Origin of the sequence: Sedimentimonas flavescens, assembly GCF_019264375.1 — a bacterium.
Lineage (GTDB): Bacteria > Pseudomonadota > Alphaproteobacteria > Rhodobacterales > Rhodobacteraceae > Rhodobacter > Rhodobacter flavescens.
Genome location: NZ_JAHVAI010000005.1, coordinates 225,389 through 246,395 on the forward strand (window position 1 = coordinate 225,389; position 21,007 = coordinate 246,395).

At 64.9% G+C, this 21,007-nt stretch carries 23 protein-coding genes and 2 tRNA genes; 16 read left to right on the forward strand and 9 right to left on the reverse strand.

Features of this window, described 5'->3' with window-relative positions; all coding sequences use genetic code 11:
• Nucleotides 1-2: 2 nt before the first annotated feature.
• The 10 genes from dxr to KTQ37_RS07215 all read left to right on the forward strand — a co-directional run bounded on the left by dxr (nucleotide 3) and on the right by KTQ37_RS07215 (nucleotide 9,434).
• On the forward strand, nucleotides 3-1,181 hold the full coding sequence (gene dxr, locus KTQ37_RS07170; protein ID WP_218629811.1) for a 1-deoxy-D-xylulose-5-phosphate reductoisomerase: 1,179 nt from the start codon (nucleotides 3-5) through the stop codon (nucleotides 1,179-1,181).
• 3 nt (nucleotides 1,182-1,184) lie between these two features.
• Nucleotides 1,185-2,531 (forward strand): RIP metalloprotease RseP, encoded by a 1,347-nt coding sequence (gene rseP / locus KTQ37_RS07175; RefSeq protein ID WP_218629812.1) that lies wholly within the window; start codon nucleotides 1,185-1,187, stop codon nucleotides 2,529-2,531.
• An 83-nt stretch (nucleotides 2,532-2,614) separates the two neighbouring features.
• A complete protein-coding gene (locus tag KTQ37_RS07180; protein WP_218629813.1) occupies nucleotides 2,615-2,785 on the forward strand; it encodes a hypothetical protein in 171 nt (56 codons plus the stop codon).
• Between the two features lie 107 nt (nucleotides 2,786-2,892).
• Nucleotides 2,893-5,250: an outer membrane protein assembly factor BamA gene (gene bamA, locus KTQ37_RS07185; RefSeq protein WP_413243718.1), complete on the forward strand. Its 2,358-nt coding sequence runs from the start codon at nucleotides 2,893-2,895 to the stop codon at nucleotides 5,248-5,250.
• An 8-nt stretch (nucleotides 5,251-5,258) separates the two neighbouring features.
• Nucleotides 5,259-5,861, forward strand: a complete 603-nt coding sequence (locus KTQ37_RS07190; protein ID WP_218629815.1) for an OmpH/Skp family outer membrane protein — start codon at nucleotides 5,259-5,261, stop codon at nucleotides 5,859-5,861.
• Nucleotides 5,862-5,947: 86 nt separating this feature from the next.
• Nucleotides 5,948-6,409 carry a 3-hydroxyacyl-ACP dehydratase FabZ gene (gene fabZ, locus KTQ37_RS07195; protein ID WP_218629816.1) on the forward strand — a complete coding sequence of 154 codons (462 nt, stop codon included), beginning with the start codon at nucleotides 5,948-5,950 and terminating at the stop codon, nucleotides 6,407-6,409.
• A 4-nt stretch (nucleotides 6,410-6,413) separates the two neighbouring features.
• Nucleotides 6,414-7,208 carry an acyl-ACP--UDP-N-acetylglucosamine O-acyltransferase gene (gene lpxA / locus KTQ37_RS07200; protein ID WP_218629817.1) on the forward strand — a complete coding sequence of 265 codons (795 nt, stop codon included), beginning with the start codon at nucleotides 6,414-6,416 and terminating at the stop codon, nucleotides 7,206-7,208.
• Nucleotides 7,205-8,017, forward strand: a complete 813-nt coding sequence (locus KTQ37_RS07205; protein WP_218629818.1) for an LpxI family protein — start codon at nucleotides 7,205-7,207, stop codon at nucleotides 8,015-8,017. Before lpxA ends, KTQ37_RS07205 begins: the two co-directional genes overlap by 4 nt.
• Nucleotides 8,014-9,177, forward strand: a complete 1,164-nt coding sequence (gene lpxB / locus KTQ37_RS07210; RefSeq protein WP_218629819.1) for a lipid-A-disaccharide synthase — start codon at nucleotides 8,014-8,016, stop codon at nucleotides 9,175-9,177. Before KTQ37_RS07205 ends, lpxB begins: the two co-directional genes overlap by 4 nt.
• Nucleotides 9,177-9,434: a hypothetical protein gene (locus tag KTQ37_RS07215; protein ID WP_218629820.1), complete on the forward strand. Its 258-nt coding sequence runs from the start codon at nucleotides 9,177-9,179 to the stop codon at nucleotides 9,432-9,434. The genes lpxB and KTQ37_RS07215 overlap by 1 nt, the downstream gene beginning before the upstream one ends.
• Here KTQ37_RS07215 and KTQ37_RS07220 read toward each other — a convergent pair.
• The 4 genes from KTQ37_RS07220 to KTQ37_RS07235 all read right to left on the reverse strand — a co-directional run bounded on the left by KTQ37_RS07220 (nucleotide 9,431) and on the right by KTQ37_RS07235 (nucleotide 12,140).
• Nucleotides 9,431-10,168, reverse strand: coding sequence for a LamB/YcsF family protein (locus KTQ37_RS07220; RefSeq protein WP_218629821.1), 738 nt, complete (start codon nucleotides 10,166-10,168; stop codon nucleotides 9,431-9,433). The two genes, KTQ37_RS07215 and KTQ37_RS07220, sit on opposite strands and share 4 nt — an antisense overlap.
• A gap of 2 nt (nucleotides 10,169-10,170) precedes the next feature.
• Nucleotides 10,171-11,181 carry a 5-oxoprolinase subunit C family protein gene (locus KTQ37_RS07225; protein ID WP_218629822.1) on the reverse strand — a complete coding sequence of 337 codons (1,011 nt, stop codon included), beginning with the start codon at nucleotides 11,179-11,181 and terminating at the stop codon, nucleotides 10,171-10,173.
• Nucleotides 11,178-11,927, reverse strand: a complete 750-nt coding sequence (locus KTQ37_RS07230) for a 5-oxoprolinase subunit B family protein (RefSeq protein WP_218629823.1) — start codon at nucleotides 11,925-11,927, stop codon at nucleotides 11,178-11,180. Before KTQ37_RS07230 ends, KTQ37_RS07225 begins: the two co-directional genes overlap by 4 nt.
• 123 nt (nucleotides 11,928-12,050) lie before the next feature.
• Nucleotides 12,051-12,140 (reverse strand) — tRNA-Ser (locus KTQ37_RS07235).
• A gap of 197 nt (nucleotides 12,141-12,337) precedes the next feature.
• Here KTQ37_RS07235 and KTQ37_RS07240 point away from each other — a divergent pair.
• Complete coding sequence (locus KTQ37_RS07240) at nucleotides 12,338-13,186, forward strand: DUF2059 domain-containing protein (RefSeq protein WP_218629824.1); 849 nt, start codon at nucleotides 12,338-12,340, stop codon at nucleotides 13,184-13,186.
• 16 nt (nucleotides 13,187-13,202) lie between these two features.
• Here the strand turns inward: KTQ37_RS07240 and KTQ37_RS07245 are convergent, their stop codons facing one another.
• Nucleotides 13,203-13,949 carry an SDR family NAD(P)-dependent oxidoreductase gene (locus tag KTQ37_RS07245; protein ID WP_218629825.1) on the reverse strand — a complete coding sequence of 249 codons (747 nt, stop codon included), beginning with the start codon at nucleotides 13,947-13,949 and terminating at the stop codon, nucleotides 13,203-13,205.
• Nucleotides 13,950-14,129: 180 nt separating this feature from the next.
• Here KTQ37_RS07245 and KTQ37_RS07250 point away from each other — a divergent pair, with 180 nt between their 5' ends.
• A complete protein-coding gene (locus tag KTQ37_RS07250; RefSeq protein ID WP_218629826.1) occupies nucleotides 14,130-14,717 on the forward strand; it encodes an outer membrane protein in 588 nt (195 codons plus the stop codon).
• 47 nt (nucleotides 14,718-14,764) lie between these two features.
• On the opposite strand, the gene KTQ37_RS07255 is transcribed toward KTQ37_RS07250, so the two are convergent.
• Nucleotides 14,765-15,595 carry a TPM domain-containing protein gene (locus tag KTQ37_RS07255; RefSeq protein ID WP_218629827.1) on the reverse strand — a complete coding sequence of 277 codons (831 nt, stop codon included), beginning with the start codon at nucleotides 15,593-15,595 and terminating at the stop codon, nucleotides 14,765-14,767.
• A 208-nt stretch (nucleotides 15,596-15,803) separates the two neighbouring features.
• Between KTQ37_RS07255 and KTQ37_RS07260 the strand changes: the two genes are divergently transcribed.
• On the forward strand, nucleotides 15,804-16,256 hold the full coding sequence (locus KTQ37_RS07260) for an Lrp/AsnC family transcriptional regulator (RefSeq protein WP_236021113.1): 453 nt from the start codon (nucleotides 15,804-15,806) through the stop codon (nucleotides 16,254-16,256).
• A complete protein-coding gene (locus KTQ37_RS07265; RefSeq protein ID WP_236021114.1) occupies nucleotides 16,253-16,879 on the forward strand; it encodes a LysE family transporter in 627 nt (208 codons plus the stop codon). Before KTQ37_RS07260 ends, KTQ37_RS07265 begins: the two co-directional genes overlap by 4 nt.
• Nucleotides 16,880-16,884: 5 nt before the next feature.
• Here the strand turns inward: KTQ37_RS07265 and KTQ37_RS07270 are convergent, their stop codons facing one another.
• The 3 genes from KTQ37_RS07270 to trpA form a co-directional block, all read right to left on the reverse strand.
• Nucleotides 16,885-17,502: a TetR/AcrR family transcriptional regulator gene (locus tag KTQ37_RS07270; protein ID WP_218629828.1), complete on the reverse strand. Its 618-nt coding sequence runs from the start codon at nucleotides 17,500-17,502 to the stop codon at nucleotides 16,885-16,887.
• The gene (gene ppk2 / locus KTQ37_RS07275; protein ID WP_218629829.1) at nucleotides 17,495-18,421 is read right to left on the reverse strand and encodes a polyphosphate kinase 2; all 927 of its coding nucleotides are present in this window, start codon (nucleotides 18,419-18,421) and stop codon (nucleotides 17,495-17,497) included. The genes KTQ37_RS07270 and ppk2 overlap by 8 nt, the downstream gene beginning before the upstream one ends.
• A 69-nt stretch (nucleotides 18,422-18,490) precedes the next feature.
• Nucleotides 18,491-19,282 (reverse strand): tryptophan synthase subunit alpha, encoded by a 792-nt coding sequence (gene trpA / locus KTQ37_RS07280; protein ID WP_218629830.1) that lies wholly within the window; start codon nucleotides 19,280-19,282, stop codon nucleotides 18,491-18,493.
• 131 nt (nucleotides 19,283-19,413) lie between these two features.
• On the opposite strand from trpA, the gene ychF reads away from it, so the two are divergent.
• Both ychF and KTQ37_RS07290 read left to right on the forward strand, forming a co-directional pair.
• Nucleotides 19,414-20,511, forward strand: a complete 1,098-nt coding sequence (gene ychF, locus KTQ37_RS07285) for a redox-regulated ATPase YchF (protein WP_218629831.1) — start codon at nucleotides 19,414-19,416, stop codon at nucleotides 20,509-20,511.
• Between the two features lie 128 nt (nucleotides 20,512-20,639).
• Nucleotides 20,640-20,729, forward strand: a tRNA-Ser gene (locus tag KTQ37_RS07290).
• Nucleotides 20,730-21,007: the final 278 nt, after the last annotated feature.

A 21,007-nucleotide genomic window follows, 5' to 3' on the forward strand; every position in this document is an offset into this window, starting at 1 on the left:
GGATGCGCAGGGTTTCGGTTTTCGGCTCCACCGGCTCGATCGGGGTCAACACGCTTGATCTGCTGACGCGGCAGGGCGGGGCCGAGGCCTATCAGGTTGTCGCGCTTAGCGGCGGGCGCAATGTCGATCTGCTGGCCTCGCAGGCGCGTTCGCTTCGCGCCGAACTGGCTGTGACCGCGCATGAAGACTGTCTTCCGGCGCTGCGCGCGGCGCTGCATGGCTCGGGTATCGAGGCGGCGGCGGGGCAGGCGGCGCTGGTCGAGGCCGCCGCGCGCCCGACCGATTGGATCATGAGCGCAATCGTCGGCGCGGCGGGCCTTGCGCCGGGGTTCGAGGCGCTGCGCCATGGCACCACGTTGGCACTGGCCAACAAGGAAAGCCTTGTAACGGCGGGCCCGCTTCTGCTGGCCGAGGCCGAGCGTCACGGCGCGCGGATTCTGCCCGTAGACAGTGAGCACTCGGCGGTATTCCAGGCGCTTGTCGGCGAAGAGATGGAGGCGGTCGAGCGCATCATCATCACCGCCTCGGGCGGTGCCTTCCGCGACTGGCCGCTGGACCGGCTGGCTACGGCAAGCGTGGCCGAGGCGTCGAGCCACCCGAATTGGGCGATGGGCCAGCGGATCACCATCGACTCGGCTTCCATGTTCAACAAGGCGCTGGAAGTCATTGAAACTAAGGAATACTTCCGCGTCGATCCCGAGATGATCGAGGTGCTGGTGCATCCCGAAAGCCTGGTGCATGCGCTGGTCGGTTTCCGCGACGGCGCGCTGATGGCGCATCTGGGCGCGCCGGACATGCGCCACGCCATCGGCTATGCGCTGAACTGGCCCGAGCGGGCCGAACTTCCTGTCGCGCGGCTCGATCTGGCGCAGATCGGCAGGCTGAGCTTCCGCGCCCCCGATCTGGCGCGTTTCCCAGCCCTGCGGCTGGCGCGCGAGGTGATGGAGATCGGCGGCACGGCGGGCGCCGCGTTCAACGCCGCCAAGGAGGCCGCGCTTGATGCCTTCATCGACGAGCGCATCGGATTTCTCGACATGGCACATCTGGTCAAGCGGGTGCTCGCGCAGATGTCAACGCGTCAGGGCCTTGGAAATATTACCGTCAGCCTCGATAACGTCATGGCGACGGATGCGGAGGCCCGCGCCCTTGCCAGTGAATTTATTTCGACCGGAAGGATCTGAGTATTGGATTTCCTGAGCAGCATCCTCGGTGCGGGCTATACCATCGCCTCGTTCGTCATCGCGCTTTCGATCATCGTCGCGGTGCATGAGTTCGGCCATTACATCGTCGGGCGCTGGTCGGGCATCAAGGCCGAGGTCTTCTCGCTTGGCTTCGGGCCCAAGCTGATCTCGCGCGTGGACAAGCGCGGCACGCGCTGGCAGATCGCGGCGATCCCGCTTGGGGGTTATGTGAAGTTTCTGGGCGACGCGAACGCCGCCTCGGCCGGTGTCGATCAGGAAGAGATTGCGCAGCTTAGCCCCGAAGAGCGCCGCCACACGATGCATGGCGCACCGCTTTGGGCGCGCGCGGCGACGGTGGCTGCGGGGCCGATCTTCAATTTCATCCTGTCGATCGGCGTGATCTCGGGGTTGATGCTGTGGTCCGGAACGGCGACCGAGCAACCGACCATCGGCGAGGTCGTGGCCCTGCCGCAAGGCACCGGAGCGCTGCAGACGGGGGATCGCCTGCTTGCGGTCGAAGGAATCGAGACGCCCGATTATCTCTCGCTTGACGCGGCATCGAAGTCGGTGCCCGCGCGCGAGTGGCTGAATTACGTGGTCGAGCGCGACGGCGCTCAGTTGGAGCTTTCGGGGCCGCAGCTGCTTCCGACGCGGATGGCCGGCGTGGCCGCGCAATCGGCCGCCTATGAGGCGGGGCTCGAGGCGGGTGATGTGATCGAGACGGTCAACGGCGCGCCGGTCTGGCAGTTCCGCGAGTTGCAGGACGCGGTGAAAGCCGCCGATGGCGCTCCGCTGACCATCGGCATCTGGCGCCCGGCCAAGGATGGGCAGGGCGCGCGATTCGAGGTGACGCTGTCGCCCAAGCGCACCGATCTTCCGTTGCCCGAGGGCGGGTTCGAGACGCGCTGGCTGATTGGCGCGAGCGGGTCGTTCTTCTTCACCCCGGAAACCCGACCCACGTCGATCACCGAGGCATTGCGCGGCGGCGCGACCCAGACTTGGGGGATCATCTCGCAATCGGTCTCGGGGCTGTGGCATATGGTCACCGGGCAGATTTCCTCGTGCAACCTGCGCGGCGCCATCGGGATTGCCGAGGGATCGGCCGCGGCGGCAAAATCGGGGATGCCTGATTTCATCTGGTTCATCGCACTTCTGTCCACGGCGGTCGGATTTCTCAACCTCTTTCCGATCCCCGTGCTCGACGGCGGGCACCTCGTTTTCCACGTCTGGGAAGCTGTTGCGGGCAAGCCGCCTTCGGATCGTGTGCTGAACGGGCTGATGGCCGTGGGCATGGCGCTTGTGCTGACGCTGATGCTGTTTGGCCTGTCGAACGACCTCTTCTGTCCTTGACGGATTGCGCCACGCGAGGGCCGCATTTCAGCCATATTGGCGGGCTAGTTTCTATCCGTGAACCTTTTGGAGGAGGTCCGGAGATGCAACTCGTTCTGTCCCACGGATATCGCAGCCTGTCGATGATCTATGATCTGGCCATCGACCGTGTTTTGCCTCCGCTCGTGATCATTCTGGCACTGGCAGCAGCCGGGGTGATCGGGGTTCATCTGGTGGAATATTTCGACGCCGGAGCCATTCCCGGCCGGATTTGACGCGGGCACCCCATCCCAAGTGAAATTCTGACAGGGCGCAGGTTAATCCTGCGCCCTGTGCTTTTGACAAGATCGGGCTTTCCCGATAGTCACTTTGGGGAAGAGAAATGCCAAGGGGCGGGGTGAGGGCAATGAACAACTGGCTGCAACGTGGGGTCGGGCTGTCTGCTGCTAAGACGCTTTCCAAGAAAGCGGCAATTTTGCTTTCCGTTGCAATGGTTTGGACGGCTGCGCCGCAGTTCGCCACCGCGCAGGATTACCAGTTCAGCAAGCTTGTGATCGAGGGGAATGAGCGGATCGAGCCGCAGACGATCATCACCTTCGCCGGAATCGGTAAGGGGCAGGCGGTCTCGGCCGGTGGGCTGAACGATGCCTATCAGCGGCTGCAGGCCTCGGGCCTGTTCGAAAAGGTCGAGTTGGTGCCGCAAGGCAACACCCTTGTCATCCGCGTTCAGGAATACCCGACGGTCAATATCGTCAACTTCGAAGGCAACAAGCGCCTGAAGGACGAGGATCTCGCCCAGATCGTTTCCACCCAGTCGCGCAAGGTCTATTCGCCTGCCGCGGTGGAGGCCGATGCGAACAAGATCGTTGAGGCATATTCGCAGGCCGGCCGTTTCGCCGCGCGTGTCGATCCCAAGGTAATCCGCCGTGACGGCAACCGCGTGGATGTGGCCTTCGAGATCAAGGAGGGCAAGGTCTCCGAGGTCGAGCGCATCTCGTTCACCGGCAACCGCGCCTACTCCGACCGCAAGCTGCGCAACATCCTGTCGACCAAGCAGGCGGGCCTGTTCCGCCAGATCATCCAGCGCGACACGTTCATCGCCGATCGCGTGGAATATGACCGTCAGCTGCTGACCGATTTCTACCGCTCGCGCGGCTATGTCGATGTGCAGATCACCGGCGTTTCCTCCGAGATGACACGCGAGCGTGACGGCTTCTTCATGACCTTTAACGTGCGCGAAGGTCAGCAGTTCAAGTTCGGCAGCATCTCCACCGTTTCCGAGGTCGGAGAACTCGACGCCGAGGAATTCCAGAAACAGGCCAAGATCCGCTCGGGCGTCGTCTATTCGCCCAATGCCGTGGATCTCGCCATTACGCGGATGGAAGAGCTGGCGCTGCGCAAGGGTGCGCAATTCGTCCGCGTCGAGCCCCGCGTGACCCGCAATGACCGCGATCAGACGCTGGATATTGAGTTCGCGCTGGTGCGCGGCCCGCGCATCTTCGTTGAACGGATCGACATTGAGGGCAATACGACCACCCTCGACCAGGTGGTCCGGCGCGAGTTCCGCACCGTCGAAGGCGACCCCTTCAACCCGCGCGAGATTCGCAACTCGGCCGAGCGTATCCGTGCGCTTGGGTTCTTCTCGAACGCCGATGTGAACTCGCGTCAGGGTTCGTCCTCCGATCAGGTGATCGTGGATGTGAACGTGCAAGAGCAGCCCACCGGCTCGTTCGGGATCGGTGCAAGCTACGGCGTCGAGGCGGGCTTTGGCGTGACGCTGGATCTGCAGGAATCGAACTTCCTCGGTCGCGGCCAGTATCTGGGGTTCTCGCTTAGCACCAGCTCGGACAACCAGCAAAACCGCCTGACCTTCGTCGAGCCCTATCTCTTCGGGCGCGACCTCAAGGGCCGGTTCAGCGCCTGGTACACGACGTCGGAGAACGACAACAGCTACTTCTCGACCAGGCGTATGGGCATCACTCCGGCGATCGAGTTCCCGATTTCGCGCAACGGCCGGCTTGAGACGCGCTATACCTATTCGCGCGACAAGCTCTATGACATCACCACCGAGTCGTCCGAGATCCTGCAACGCGAGGCCGGAGAGCGCGACCGCTCGTCCTTCGGCTATACCTATACCTACGATACCCGGACGAGCTCGATCGACCCGCGGTGGGGTATGACCTTCCGCTTCAGCCAGGATCTTGCGGGCTTTGGCGGCGATGTCGAGGCGCTGTCGACGAACGCGCTGGCGCGGGTTGAGCGCAAGGTGCTCCAGGAAGAGGTCACCCTGCGTGCCGAACTGGAAGGCGGGGCGATCCATGCGCGCGGCAAGACCGACCTGACGATTCTCGACCGTTTCTCGGGCAACGGGAAAGTGCGCGGTTTCGAAAGCTGGGGCTATGGTCCGCGCGACCTCAATGCAGAGAATGAAGATGCACTGGGCGGCAAATATTATGCCGCGATGCGCGTTGAGTCCGAGTTCCCCCTGGGGCTGCCCGAGGAATATGGGATCACGGGCGGTCTGTTCTGGGATGTCGGTTCGGTCTGGGGGCTTGACGATACGCTCGGGACGGGCGGAAACGAGGTGGATGATAGCTTGAACTGGCGCTCGTCGATCGGCCTGTCGGTGTTCTGGACGACGCCCATCGGTCCGCTGCGCTTCAACATCGCCAAGGCGCTCAAGAAAGAAGATTACGACGAAGAGCAGGTGTTCGACCTGACGATCTCGACCAAGTTCTGAGGTCGGACGTGGGTCTGATCACCGTACAGTCGGTACTGCGAGCGGCGCTTCTGGCGGCGCTCGTTGCCGTTTCCGGGGGCGCGTCGGCGCAGCAGGCCCCGGTGCCGACGTCTCAGCAGATCGTCACGCTGGATTGGGAGCGCCTGTTCGAAGGCTCGAAATGGGGTTCGCGCGTGAAGAGCGATCTGGCCGAGGCTTCGGCAAAGCTGAACGCCGAGAATAGCCGCATCGCCGAGGAACTGATTGCAGAAGAGCGCGCCCTGACCGATCAGCGCGCGACAATGCAGCCGGAAGCCTTCCGCGCGGCCGCAGAGGCTTTCGATAAGCGCACGACCGATATTCGCAATGAGCAGCGCAACAAGGCGCAGGCGCTCTCGCGGTTGCTGGAAGACGAACGGCAGGCGTTCACCGCGCAGGTGCTGCCCTTGCTCGACGAATACCTCGAAGGCAATGGCGGCGGGATCGTCATCGACACCCGCGCCGTGATCCGCGCGCTTTCGCGGCTCGATGTTACCGACGAGATGATTGCGCTTGTCGATGCGCGTCTTGGCGCGGGCGCGCCGCCGCCCGCCTCGGGGTCCGAGACAACCACCCGCCCGTCGTCCGAGTAAGCGCCCGATCCTTGCCAAGGGGGCGCGCGATTGCTAGCAAAGTCAGCGACGTGCCATTCCGGCCAACTGTATTCGAAGGAGGTCTCATGACCGAACCCGCCCCCCATACCTCGGCCGATCTGGACCTGATCAAGCAGATCATTCCGCACCGCTACCCGTTCCTGATGATCGACAAGGTGCGCGATATCGTGCCGAACGAGACCGCGGTCGGGATCAAGATGGTGACCTGCAATGAGCCGCATTTCGAGGGGCATTTCCCGTCGAAGCCGATCATGCCGGGCGTGCTGATCGTCGAGGCGCTGGCGCAGACGGCGGCGGTTCTGGTGGGCGTGTCGATGGATGTCATCGGCAAGGATCTGCTGACTTATTTCATGGGCATCGACAAGGCCAAGTTCCGCCGCATGGTGGTGCCGGGCGACTGCCTTGAACTGCACGTCAAGGCGCTGCGCGGCGGCGGCAAGATCTGGAAATTCGAAGGCATCGCCAAGGTCGGCGACGAACTTGCCGCCTCGGCGGAATTTACCGCGATGATGGACCTGAAGGGGTAAGCGCATGGCCATTGACCACAGCGCGGTCCTCCATCCCTCCGCGGTGATCGAGGAAGGGGCGGTCATCGGCGCGGGCTGCCATATCGGACCGTTTTGCCATATCGGCCCCGAGGTGGTGCTTGCCGCCGGGGTCGAGCTAAAATCGCATGTCGTCATCACGGGCTGGACCGAGATTGGCGAGGGCACGACCGTGTTTCCCTTCGCCTCGCTCGGGCAGATCCCGCAGGATCTGAAGTTCAAGGGCGAACGCACCCGCCTAGTGATCGGCGCGCGCAACCGTATTCGCGAATATGTCACGATGAATGCCGGGACCGAGGGTGGCGGCGGGTTGACCAGTGTTGGCGACGACTGCCTGTTCATGGCCAACAGCCACGTGGCGCATGACGTGCAGATCGGCAATCGTGTGATCCTGGTGAACTCGGTCGCGATTGCAGGGCATTGCCATCTTGAGGATGACGTGATCGTCGGCGGTCTGTCGGGCGTGCACCAGTGGGTGCGCATCGGGCGCGGCGCGATCATCGGGGCGCTCTCGATGGTGACGGCCGATGTCATCCCGCACGCGCTTGTGGCCGGTCCGCGGGCGGGGCTCGAAGGGCTGAACCTTGTCGGGTTGAAGCGGCGCGGCACTGCGCGGGCCGAGATCAGCGCCCTGCGTGAGCTTTACATGGCGCTGTCCGAGGGCAACTTCCGCGAGCAGGCCCGCAAGCTCAATGAAGAGGGCATTGACAGCGATCTGGCGCGCGAGGTGCTCGATTTCATCCTCGGTCCGTCGGACCGCAGCTTCCTGACCCCGCGATGAGCAGCGCGACGGCGTTGATCGCCGGGACCGGAACCTTACCCCGCCTGCTGGCTCAGGCCGCGCCGGGGATGCTGATTTGCGAGTTAGACGGATTCGCCTGCGAGATCCCGGGCGCCGAACCGTTGCGCTTCCGGATCGAGCGGCTGGCCGTCTTTCTGGACGCGCTGGTGGATCGCGGAACCGAGCGGGTCTGTTTTGCCGGAGCGATGCGCCGCCCGCGCCTTGAGGCTGAATTGTTCGACATGCGCACCGCAAGCCTCGTGCCGCGCCTTCTGCCGGCCATTCAGGCGGGGGACGACGCGACGCTGCGGGCGGTGATCGAGCTGTTCGAGGAATGGGGCCTGACGGTTGTTGGCGCCGATGAGATCGCGCCTGAACTCGTGCCCGGTGCGGGTATCCTGACTGGCGCGCCCTCGGATGCGGATCTGCGCGATGCGGCCCGCGGCGCCGAGATCGTCGCGGCGCTTGGTGCGGCCGATGTGGGGCAGGGGGCGGTTGTCGCGCAGGGGCTTTGCCTGGCGACCGAGGCGCTGCCCGGAACCGATGCGATGCTGGAATTCGCGGCACTGCATCAAGGGCTTAAGCCCGATCCCAATGGGGCGCGGGGGGTCTTTTACAAGGCGCCGAAACCGGGGCAGGATCGCCGGATCGACCTGCCCGCGCTTGGCCCGGAAACCGTTGCCCGCGCCGCTGCGGCGGGGCTTGCCGGGATCGCCTTCGAGGCGGGTGGGGTGCTGTTGCTCGACCGCGACGCGACGATAGCGGCGGCCGAAGAGGCCGGGCTTTTCCTTTGGGCGCGCGAACCATGAAGCTGTTCTTGATCGCGGGGGAGGCTTCGGGGGACAAACTCGGCGCGGCGCTGATGGCCGGGCTCAAGTCCCTCGCCCCCGAGGTCGAGTTCCACGGCATCGGCGGGCCGCTGATGGAGGCCCAGGGGCTGACCTCGCTCTTCCCGATGGAGGAATTGTCGGTCATGGGCCTGACAGAGGTCTTGCCGAAGTACCGCCACCTCAAGCGCCGTATTGCCGAGTCGGCCGAGGCCGTGACGCGGCTTGCGCCTGACGCGCTGATCACCATCGACAGCCCCGACTTCTGCCTGCGCGTGGCGCGGCTGGCCCGCGCGGCGCAGCCCCGTCTGCGCACCATTCATTACGTCGCGCCCTCGGTCTGGGCCTGGCGTCCGGGGCGTGCAGCCAAGATGGCCGAGGTGATCGACCACGTCCTCGCGCTGTTGCCGTTTGAGCCGCCCTATATGGAAGCCGCCGGGATGAGTTGCGATTTCGTCGGCCACCCCGTCGTGGCCGAGCCGCGCGCATCGGATGAAGACGCCATCGCCTTCCGCGCGGCCCATCAGATTGCCTCCGATCAGCCGCTTGTCGTCTGCCTTCCCGGTTCCCGCGCGGGTGAGGTGAAGCGCCTTGCCCCGCGCTTTGATGAGGCGCTGATGCGCCTTCGCGATCGCGAGCCGGGCCTGCGCGTTATCCTTCCTACGGTGCGGGGCGTCTCGGACATGGTGCGCGAGATGTCGGCGCGCTGGCCGGTCCCGCCGATTGTGGTCGAGGACCCGGTGGCCAAGCGCGCGGCCTTTGCTGCGGCGGATCTTGCGCTTGCGGCCTCGGGAACGGTCAGTCTTGAGCTGGCCGCCGCGCGCACGCCGATGATCATCGCCTATGATGCGAATTTCCTGACCTGGCATATCGCCTCGCGCATGCTGCGGATCGACACGGTGACGCTGGTTAATCTGGTGTCCGAGACCCGCGCGATTCCCGAATATCTCGGGCCGCGCTGCCGCCCCGGACCGATCGCGAATGCGATGCTGGAACTGCTTGAGCATGACGACCTGCGTCAGCAACAGTTGGAGGCGATGGAACTGACGATGCGGCGCCTTGGCGAGGGCGGCGAAGACCCCGGGCTGCGCGCGGCGCGCTCGGTTCTTTCGGTGCTTGAAAAGCCGCGAAAGGCCGGGTGATGCGGCGGGCCACATTCGCTTTGCTATTCGCCGCAGCGCCCGCCTGGGCCGCCGATCCGATCGCGGGAGAGGCTGCATATCAGCGCGCCTGCGCGCGTTGTCACCGCGACCCTTCGGTCATCCTGACCCGACTGGGGCCGGATTTCGCGGCCAGCGACAGCGCTGCCCGCGCGGCGCGACTGGAGGCATTCATCGCGACGCACCATTCTCCGGGCGCTCAGGCGGCTGATATCGCGGCGTGGCTTGCCGCGCGCTAAAGTGCGCGCAGCGTGACCCCTGCGCTTTCCAGCCTAGCGCGCAGCGTGCGGGCCATCGCGACCGCCTCGGGCGTGTCGCCATGCAGGCAGATCGTGTCGATGCGCGACGGAATACGGTGGCCGTTTTCTGCGATGATCGCGCCTTCGCGTAGCATGGATAGGATACGCTCGGCCGCAAAATCGGGGTCATGCAGGACCGCGCCGGGCAGACTGCGATCAACCAGCGTTGCGTCGGGGTTATAGGCGCGATCGGCGAAAATCTCGGCGGCTATCTGTTGCGTCAGTGCCCGAGCGGCTCGCTCTTGCGCGGTTGCGGCAAGCACCATCAGCACCAGATCGGGCTGCACCGCCAGCGCGGCGCGGTAACAGGTATCGGCCATCTCTGCATCTTCCGAGGCCATGTTCGCCAACGCGCCATGCAGCTTGAAATGACGCAGTTTCAATCCGTTGGCCTGCGCGGCGGCCTGTGCGGCGCCGGTCTGATAGGCGATCAGATCTGTCAGTTCGGTGGCAGACAGTTGCATCCGGGTGCGGCCAAAATTTGCGCGGTCGTCAAAGCCAGGATGGGCGCCAAGGCCGACGCCCGCAGCGGCCGCCGCGCGCAGGGTTTGCGCCATCAGCCCTGCGCTTCCGGCGTGCAGCCCGCAGCAGATATTTGCCGAGGTAGTGACCTCAAGCAATTCTGAGTCCGAGCCGCTGCCCTCGCCCATGTCGGCGTTCAGATCGACCTTCATGTTTACTCCTCATCGCCGCGTACCATGCCCGAGATCAACTGATAGCCAAGCAGGTCGGCGATGTCATGCGCGCTGCGGGTCAGCGGCTGGCACGCCCGCCGAAGCGGCGCCAGCCACTGGCTTTCGGGCGGGCTGACGACTTCGGCCTCGCGCAGGCCAATTTCGCGAAAACGCAGCGTGGTACCGGGGCTCGCCTGCGCCAGGATCGGCAGATCGACGGGAAGGATGGTGCCAAGGCGGGGATAGCCGCCGACGGTCTGGCATTCGGCTAGCAGCACCATCGGCACCCCCGCGCCGGTCATCTGAATATCGCCTGCGGTGATCAGGTCGGAGACGAGGCTGCCTGCGGTGTCTGGCGCGAAGGGCGCGCCGGGATGGGCCAGCGTGACGCCCTGCCGGTTGCCGCGAGTGACCGTGAAGGCTGTGTCGAAGAACCGCGCGCGCTCTGTCGCGCTAAAAAGCGCGGTCTGCGGGCCGGGAATGACCCGTAGCGTCCCGCCCGAGAGGCGCGGCTCGGGAATCAGCGCGAGGCTCGGGGCGTCGGGTGTGGGATCGGCAACAAGGGGTAGCCGGGTGGCCGCTTGCAGCCGTTCCCCGATGCCCGCCGCAAGATGCGCAGACTGGGCACCGATCAGAGGCGCACAGGAGAGCCCCCCGCCAAAGCTGAGATAACCGTAGGCGCCGCTTTCGCAGGGGCCAAGCTCGAGCACTGACCCGGCGGGCAGCAGATGCGAGGCGTTCCAGCGCAGCGGTGCACCCTCAAGCAGTGCGCGCATCGGCGCGCCGGTCAGCGCGATCCGGGTATCAAGCGTTGTCCGAAACCGCCCACCCATTCCCGCCATCTCAAGGCAGGCGCGCGGGGCGGCTTGGCCAAGGAGCGCCGCCGCCTCGTATAGAGCACAGCGGTCGGCCGCGCCCCCGGGGCTGAGCCCCTGTGCCAGATGCCCCGGACGACCGAGGTCTTGCACCGTGACACTGGGGCCGATGCTCAGGATGTCGAGCCAGCCGGTCATGATGTGCGTTCCAGCCGGGCGCCGCCCATCGGGTCGCCCGTCGCCTCGATCGCGGTGAGTGCGCTGTGGTCGACGGGCGTAAAGCGCACGCCATCGCCTGCGTGCAGCGGCACCGGGTTATCCGCACGCAACTGGAAGGGACGGAAGGCGCAACGCCCCAGCCAGCGCCAGCCGGTGGGCGAGGCATTGGCAAACAGAACGATCTGACGGATCGCTGTCACGATGGCCCCGGCGGGAACCTCGGGGGTCAGGGCGCTCAGGCGCGGCATCTCCCAATTCTCGGGCAGAAGGCCCAGGTAGGGCTGGCCCGGTGCGAAACCGATCGCCAGAACGTCCAGCGGTGTTGCGCACAGCTGATCGACCAGCGCGCCCTCGCCAAGTCCGGCGATCTGCGCAACCTGCGCAAGCTGCGGGCCGTTTTCGCCGCCGAAACTGGCCGGGATGTGCCAGATCCGGTCGGGGCGATGCGGGGCGCTTTGGATATCGTTCAGCCGCTCGCTCAGTGCCGCTTCGATTGCCACGCGCGTTGTCGTCATGCGGTCGAACCGCACTAGAACCGAGGCCAGTGCAGAGACGCATTCGACCTGGCCGGGCAGGGGGGCGGCCTGAAGTGCCGCGGAAAGCGCGCGGGGGGCGCGGTTGGCCCGCGCCTCGAAGCGCAGCGCAAAGCGCACCAACACGCCATCGAGCCCGAGCGGCAGGATCTCGGGGGCGGGCGCAGCAGTGGGGGCAGAGGCATGTGTCATCGCGGCTATCAAACGCGCAATCCGCGGCGGCTTCAACCTTTGTCGAGGGGCGCGACGTTGATGGCCAAAAAAGGCCGAGAGTCGGCTTGATGTGCCATATCGTCTTTGAAAATCAAGAGGAAGTGGCGGAGAGACAGGGATTCGAACCCTGGGTGGGCTCACACCCACAACGGTTTTCGAGACCGCCCCGTTCGACCGCTCCGGCACCTCTCCGCATCGGTGGTCGTCGTGTGGGCGGGATTTAGCCTGCCAATAGGGCGGTTGCAACCGCTTTTTGAAACTTTTTTTACGGCTGGATTTCGCCCCTGCGGCGAAGTGGTCTCGGCCTTGTGTTCGTTGGGGTTTGGGGTTTTCCTTGCAGGCTATCCGGCGCAAGGTGGCGATGGACAAGGGCTTTCTTGGGGCTGCGGATGGCTTGGCGATTCTTGAAGGCAGGGCGGGGGATGCTGGCGCAGGTGGCGCTGGCTTTGCTGGTTTCAGTGATCCCCGTGGGGGCGCTGCGGGCCGATCCCGCGCGGATTTCCGATCTGTTGCATACGGGCGAATTGTTCGACGTGCTGCAGCAGGAGGGCTTGGCCTATGGCGATGATCTGATGCAGGAAATCATGGGCGCGCCCGGCGATGCGCTATGGGAGCGCGAGGTTTCCGATATCCACGATCCGGCTGCCCTGCGCCCGCATTATGATGCCTTGCTGGCCGAGGGGCTTGCCCAGGCGGACCAGCCCGCGATCGAGGCCTGGCTTGCCTCGGATCTGGCGCAGCGCATGATCGGGCTGGAGATCTCGGCGCGGCGCGCGTTGCTGGACCCTTCGGTCGAGGACGCGGCGCTGTGGGCCGCCGAAGAGGCCGATGCCAAAGGCGATCCGCGCCTTGCCGCAGTGCGCGGGATCATCGAGGCGGGCGATCTGATCGAGCCGAACGTGATGGGCGGGTTGAACGCCAATCTGTCCTTCTATCGCGCCATGGCCGAGGGCGGTGCCTTTCCCTATGAGGTGACCGAGACCGACATGTTGGCCGATGTCGCGGCGCAGGAGCCCGAAATCCGCGCCGACGTGACGCATTGGATCGAGGGCTACCTGTTCATGGCCTATTCGCCGCTCAGCCTTGAGGAGATGACCCAGATCGCCGAGTTCAGCGCCTCGAAGCCCGGTCAGGATCTGATGCGGGCGCAATTCGAGGCGTTCGATGTGGTCTATGAGGAAAGCTCGGCCGCGCTTGGCGCGGCTCTGGCACGGCGGTTGATCGGGCAGGAACTGTAGGCCTGCCCGAACCCGCTCAGCGCATCCGCAGCGCGCCGTCGAGGCGGATGACCTCGCCGTTCATGTAGCCGCAGGAAATGATGAAACCGGCGAGGCGCGCGTATTCCGCCGGATCGCCGAGCCGCTTGGGGAAGGTGACCTCGGCGGCGAGGCTGTCCTGAACCTCTTCCGGAAGGCCCTTCATCATCGGGGTCGCGAAGATGCCCGGCGCGATGGAGCAGACGCGAATGCCCTGTGCCGCCAGATCGCGCGCGAGCGGCAGGGTCATGCCTGCGATTCCGCCCTTCGAGGCCGCATAGGCTGCCTGGCCCTTCTGGCCGTCGAATGCTGCGATCGAGGCGGTGTTGACGATCACCCCGCGCTCGGGGCCGGGGTTCTGGGCCATTTCGGCTGCCGCAAGTCGCAGGACGTTGAACGAGCCGATCAGGTTGATATTGATCGTGCGCGCGAAGGTCTCAAGCCGGTGCGGGCCTTCGCGGCCGACAACGCGCTCTCCCGTCGCGATGCCGGCGCAGTTGACGACCGTGTTGATCGCTCCCATCGCCGCTTTCGCCTGGGCGATGCCCGCCAGAACCGAGGCCTCGTCGGTCACGTCAACCTCGGCAAAGCTCGCGCCGATCTCTGCCGCGAATTCGGTGCCGCGCGCACTGTCGCGGTCGAACAGGCAGACCTTGCCACCCATCTCGCGGATATATTGCGCGGTTGCGGCGCCCAGACCCGATGCCCCCCCGGTAACGATCGCACAGACTTGGCCGAGTTCCATTCCGTCCTCCCATGAAATGAACGTATGTTCATTTACGACCAAGGGGTCGCTTCTGTCCAGACTCATATCACAAAACGCTCCGCATTTCGTGAAATGACGTGACGCCGGAACGGGAAAGCACTGGCGTATAGTCCCCACTGGTCGCGCTAGTTGCGGCCAGCGTCTTATAGGAGAAATGCGATGAAACGGATTATGGTGGCTGGCGGAATGATGGCCCTGATGGCGGGCGCAGCGCAGGCTGGCGGCTATACCGCTCCGGTTGTCGAGGCTGCTCCGGTGGTTGCGCAACCCGTCGTGGCCGCGACCGGCGACTGGACCGGTTTCTACGCCGGTGGCCAGCTTGGCTATGGTGACAGCGATTTCGGTCCCGGCAGTGGCGATGGCGCTTTCGGCGGTGTCCATGCTGGTTACCTCTATGATCTTGGGCGCTTCGTGACCGGGGTCGAGGTGGATTACAGCGCGGCCGATCTGGACTTCGGTCAGGGCAATTCGGTCGACCGGATGGGCCATATCAAGGCTATCGGCGGTATCGACCAGGGCGCCTTGCTGCTCTACGGCAGCATCGGCGCCGCCTATGTGCACGCAGATATTGGCGGCACGGGCTACAATGATGTGATCCCGGCCGTGGGCCTTGGCGCGAGCTACAAGATGAACGACGCCTGGACCCTGGGTGGCGAGCTGATGTACCACAAGGGCGACAACTTCGACCGCTCGGGCGAGGATCTCGAGATGACGACCCTTTCGATGAAGGCGTCCTTCAACTTCTGATCCATCCGGATTATCGCGACGGCGGCCCCAGTGGCCGCCGTTTGCATTTACCAGCGACCGCTGGCGCCGCCGCCCGATGAGCGCCCGCCACCGAACGAGCCTCGGCCACCCGATCCCTTGCGCTGGATCGTGAAGGGCTTGGTGCGCGTCCAGTCACAGTTCGGGCAGCTTTCATCCCAATGCCCCTGTCCGGCCGAGGTCCGGTCTGCAGGCGTATCGATCACGCGGTTGCGCGTGATGCCACGACGACCGCAGCTGGGGCAGGGGGTAACGCGCCCCATCGCCCGCCAGATCCGGTTGCGCATCGCCAGAAGCGCGGCAAGCCCCATCGCGATCAGTGCGACAAAACTGGCATCGCCCTTCGAGGTCTTCGGAACCGAGCCGGGCGGCAGGCCATCGGCGTAGCGCTCGGCGATTTCGCTGATGACCGCGTCGGTTCCACCCTCGATCCCCTCGGACATGCGCCCGTCTCGGAAGGCGGGCAGCATGATCCGGTTGATGATGTCCTGCGCGGGAATGTCATATTCTGGGTTGTATCCCGCGCCCAACTCAATTCGCATCGCGCGGTCGGCGCTGATCACGAGGATCATGATCCCGTCGCTGCGCGTGGGGTCGCCGATCCCCCAGCCGTTGAATAGGCGCGTTGCGAAGGTCTCCAGCGAGGGTGCCGGGTCGTAGGCGTCTTGCGAGACGAGCGTGACCACAGTCGCCTCGATCCCGGTCCGTGCCCGCAGGTCGGCCAGCTTCTGATCCAGCCGCTGTTCGACCTCAGCCGGCAGGAGGTCGGCGAAATCGTTCACCGTCAGGCTCTGATACTCGGGGAACGGCTCGGCCGTGGCGATGCCCGCCCAAAGAAGCAGAATCAGTGCAGAGATCATGCGCATGGCGAGGCCTTTCGCTGTAAGCCCGCGAATTGGGCATGGCGGGGTGGGGGCGGTCAATGGCAGCACGGGAAGAATTGCGGAATCCGGCGCGGAGGAGGTATTGGCGCCGGACGTTTTGCGGTGCAGTGAAAAATGCTATGGAAAGTGCGGCATGCGAGAAATATTCCTGAGAGATGACGAGAGCGCCGCAAGGATTGCCGAGATGGATGACGTTGACCATAAGATCGCGATGCTGCTGGGGCAGGATGCGCGGCTCTCGCTTGCGCAGATCGGGGCGCAGGTTGGCCTGTCCACCTCAGCCGTGAATGAGCGGATCCGCCGGTTGAGCGAGCGCGGCGTGCTGCGCCGCATGATGGCGGACGTCGCGGCTGAGCAGATCGGGCTTCCGGTCGCGGCCTTTGTCTGGGTAGCACTTGCGCCGCAAGCCGATGAGGCTGCGTTTCGCCTTGCCATGGCAGAGCACCGGGGCGTCACCGCCTGCCACCATGTCACCGGCCCGTGGTCCTACCTCGTGCAGATCCGCGCCCCCAGCCTTGATGGCGTCGAGGCCTTCCTGTCCGAGTTGAAGGCGGGTGGCTGGATCGCGCGGTCCGAGACGAACCTCGCGCTTTCGAGCGTGGTCGAGCCGCCCTTCCGCTACCGGGGGCTGGTATGAGCACTGCTTTGCTTCTGGGGAAATCCATTGCGATGGGCGTGGCCATCGCGGCGCCGCTTGGGCCGATCGGGGCCTTGTGCATCCAGCGCACACTTGCGCGAGGCTTTGCGTCAGGTGTTGCAGGTGGGCTGGGGACCGCGCTGGCCGATGCCGCCTATGCGGCGGCCGCTGCGGCGGGTTTTGCCACATTCGCGGCTTTGTTGCAGAAAATCAGTGGGCCGCTCGGGCTGGTTGGCGGGGTGTTCCTGCTCTGGCTGGCCTGGCGTGGCTGGCCGCGCGGGGGCGGAGGCGCTGTGCGTGCCGCCGCCGTGCCCGAGCCGCGCGGGCTTTGGGCCACCACGCTCACCACCTTCGCGCTGACCATGACCAACCCGGCGACGATCCTCAGTTTCGCCGCGATTTTTGCGGGGCTGGGGCTGGCGCGCACGGCCTCGGTCGGGGCCGCGGTCACTGTGGTAGTAGGCGTTTTCGCGGGTTCGATGCTGTGGTGGATCTTCCTGTCCGGGCTGGTCGCGGCGCTGCATCACCGCCTGCCGGGGGCTTTCGCGCAATGGACCGCGCGGATCTCGAGCGTGATGATGGGGGCGTTCGGGATCTGGGCGCTGTGGCACGCGCTAGCCTAGGGCGCTCAACTATCGGGTGGCAACAGCCCGAGACCACGCAGATAGATGCCGATACCGGATTCGAGCAGCGCCTCTGGGTCATAGGGTGCGCGCGAGCCGGGGGCGGCGCGTGCGTGCAACTCCACCACGCCATGCGCCATCGCCCAGACATGCGCGGCCACCATCTGCGCGGGTGGGCGGCGGCCTTCGGGAATGGCGCGCAACAGCGCCTCGGTCGCGCGCAGCATGGCGGTTTCGGCGCGCTGCGCCTGCGCCGATAGCTCTGGCGTCCGGTTCGGCACGACGCCGCTTTCGAACATCGCCATGTAATGCCCGGGGAACTTGCGGGCGAAGGCCAGATAGGCCCTTCCGACCGCACCGAACGCGGCCAGAGACGAGGGGTTCCCCGCGTTCCAGGCATGTTCGAGCAGGTCGGCGAAGATCGCATAGCCTTGGCGCGCGCATTCCGCGATCAGATCGTCGCGCCCGGCGAAATGGCGATAGACGGCGGCGGGGGTCACGCCCGCATCCTTTGCTGCCTCGGACAGGGTGAAGCCGGTCGGGCCGCGCTCGGCGATCAGGAGTAGCGCGGCCTGCACCAGCGCCTGCCGCAGATTACCGTGGTGATAGCCCTGCTTAGTCATTCAGGATGACGGGGCCGCCGCAGATGTTTTCATCAATATTGCCAATGTCCTGCGCGTCTTTGTTCGCGTAATCTACGCGATGCAAAACGGTCTGGATCGCCGCAATCCGGGCGCGCATCTTGTCGTCTGAGCGGATCACCGTCCAGGGCGCGTGTGCGCTGTGACTACAGGTCAAGGTTTCCTTGATTGCCTCGGAATAGGCGTCCCATTTCTTGAGACCCTCGACGTCGATCCAGCTGAGTTTCCACTGTTTCAGCGGGTCTTTCTCGCGGTCGAGGAAGCGCTGCAATTGTTCGGCGCGATCGACGCTCAGCCAGAGCTTGACCAGAATGATGCCTTCCTCAATCAGCATCTTCTCGAAATCGGGGAGTTGGGCAAAGAAATGCGCGCGCTGTTCGGGTTTGCAAAAGCCGAAGACATGCTCGACCACGCCGCGGTTATACCAGGATCGGTCGAACATTGCGATCTCACCCGCGGCGGGCAGCCAGTCGACGTAACGCTGGAAATACCACTGCGAGGATTCCCGCTCGGTCGGTTTCGGCAGCGCGACGACATAGGCCGAGCGCGGGTTCAGGTTCTCGCTCATCCGGGCGATGGTGCCGCCCTTGCCGGCGGCATCGCGCCCCTCGAAGATCACGGCAAGGCGCTTGCCTGTGGCCTTGAGATCCCAAAGCATCTTGACCAGTTCGACCTGAAGCGCCTCCATGTGGCGCTCATAGGCCTTTCTCGACATCTCTTCCCGGTAGGGATATGATTTCGAAAGAATTTCGTCTTTCTTCGCGTTCTTGATCGCGGCGCGCACAGGCTCGGGCGCTTCGTCGGTCAGATAGCGGGTAATGTCGCCGACAAAGGGGATGTCGGCGGCCAGCGGTGCGGGCGTCTTGGCGTCGCTGTCGGGTTTGTCGTGTTTCTTGCCCATCTGCCGCTCCTGATGTGAACCAGATTCACTATAGAGCGCGCGGGACGCACCGCAAGCGCGTCCCCGGCCTCAGGCCGAGTGCGCGCCCGCGGCCAATGCGGCGACCTTGGCAAGCACTTCGGCAACCGGTTTGCCCGCTCCGATTTCCTTGACGATGGCGGACCCCACGACGCAGCCGTCGGCCACGCTGGCGATGGTTTGCGCGGCCTCGGGCGTGTTGATGCCGAAGCCCACGATCACCGGCAGGTCTGTGGCGCGCTTGATGCGAGCGACCTCGGGGCCGACCTCGGCAGCCTGCGCGGCCTGACTGCCGGTGATGCCGGTGACCGAGACGTAATAGACGAAGCCCGAGGTGTTTTGCAGCACCTTCGGCAGGCGCTTGTCATCGGTGGTGGGCGTGGCAAGGCGGATGAAGTTCAGCCCGGCCTCGCGCGCGGGCAGGCACAGCTCGCTATCCTCTTCGGGCGGCAGGTCAACCACGATCAGCCCGTCGACGCCGGCGGCCTTGGCATCCGCCAGGAACTTGTCCACGCCGCGGTTATAGATCGGGTTGTAATAACCCATCATCACGATCGGGGTGGTCGCGTCCGTCTCGCGGAAGGCAGCAACCATATCGAGCGTCTTTTGCAGCGTCTGGCCACCATCGAGCGCGCGCTGGCCCGCCAGTTGGATCGTCGGGCCGTCCGCCATCGGATCGGTGAAGGGCAGGCCCAGTTCGATCACGTCCACGCCCGCGGCCGGCAGCCCCTTCATCACCTCAAGCGAGGTCTCCAGATCCGGATCGCCCGCCATGATATAGGCCACGAAGGCGCGTTTACCTTCGGCTTTGAGCGCGGCGAATTTGGCGTCGATGCGAGTCATGGCGTCCCCTTGGAATTCATCCCAAGCGGTTTGCGGCATGGGGACGGGAAAATCAATGCCGAAAGGGGGCGCGGCTTGCCTTGAGGCCCTTGCCCGCGTATGAGGCGCGCAACGATTGAAAGGGAAAGATCATGGGCTTCAAGATGGGGATCGTCGGGCTGCCGAACGTTGGCAAATCGACGCTGTTCAATGCGCTGACGAAGACGGCCGCCGCGCAGGCCGCCAACTTCCCCTTCTGCACCATCGAGCCGAACGTGGGCGAGGTCGCCGTGCCCGATCCGCGCCTCGACAAGCTGGCAGCGATTGCAAGCTCCAAGCAGATCATCCCGACGCGCATGACCTTTGTGGACATCGCGGGCCTCGTGAAAGGGGCGTCGAAGGGGGAGGGGCTTGGCAACCAGTTCCTGGCCAACATCCGCGAAGTCGATGCCATCGCCCATGTGCTGCGCTGCTTCGAGGACGGGGACGTGACCCATGTCGAGGGCCGCGTCGATCCGATCGCCGATGCCGAGACCATCGAGACCGAGCTGATGATCGCCGATATGGAATCGATCGAGAAGCGCCTCGCCAATATCTCGCGCAAGATCAAGGGCGGCGACAAGGAAGCGGTCGAGCAGGAAAGGCTGCTCAAGGCCGCGCTGGCCGTGCTGGAATCGGGCAAGCCCGCGCGCACCGTCCAGGTCTCGGAAGATGACCGCAAGCAGTGGAACATGCTGCAATTGCTGACTGCCAAGCCCGTGCTATTCGTGTGCAACGTCGAGGAAGCCTCGGCCGCCAGCGGCAACAGCCAGTCCGAGCGCGTCGCCAAGATGGCGGCAGAGCAGGGGATGGGGATCGTCGTCATCTCGGCCAAGATCGAGGAAGAGATCAGCCAGCTCGACGACGAGGAAGCCGAGATGTTCCTGGGCGAGATGGGTCTGGAAGAGGCGGGCCTTGACCGGCTGATCCGCGCCGGTCACGCGCTTCTGGGGCTCCAGACCTATTTCACCGTCGGCCCCAAGGAGGCCCGCGCCTGGACGATCCGCAAAGGTACGCTTGCGCCGCAGGCCGCCGGTGTGATTCACGGTGATTTCGAACGCGGCTTCATCCGCGCCGAGACTGTCGCCTATGACGACTACATCGCCTACAAGGGCGAGGCGGGTGCCAAGGAGGCTGGCAAGTTCCGCGTCGAAGGCAAGACCTACGAGGTCAAGGACGGCGACGTGCTGCATTTCCTGTTCAACGCCTGAGCATTGGGGCGTCAGCCGATCTTCCACTGGGGGCCTTCGGGCCCCCTTTGCTTTTCGCCACAAAAACAGCGCGCTCGGGTACGAGTTTGCCCTTGCCCGCCCCCGACACTCCCGCTAAACGGGTCGGCGGAGTGGTGGCCGAGTGGTCGAAGGCACACCCCTGCTAAGGGTGCAGGCGGGAAACCGTCTCGAGGGTTCGAATCCCTTCCACTCCGCCACCGACCCCTGTCTCTGCCGCACCGGCCGGTTTTCTCCAAAATTCCCACGACATTTCAAAGCCTTTCCCGGGGCGTCTCTTGGCTGAGACAGTCTTGCTTCGGCCGTTTGCGCAAGCCTGTGCGAGGCGTCTCAGAGACCAGATTTCGGCGGTCCGGTTTTGACCGGGTTTCCCTGATACGGGTCAATTTACAGGGAATTTTCTTGAATTGAGCCGATTTCGGGCAAAATGCACCTCAGATTGCACTGTAATTCCAATGGCTTGTGGGGCGAATTCCCT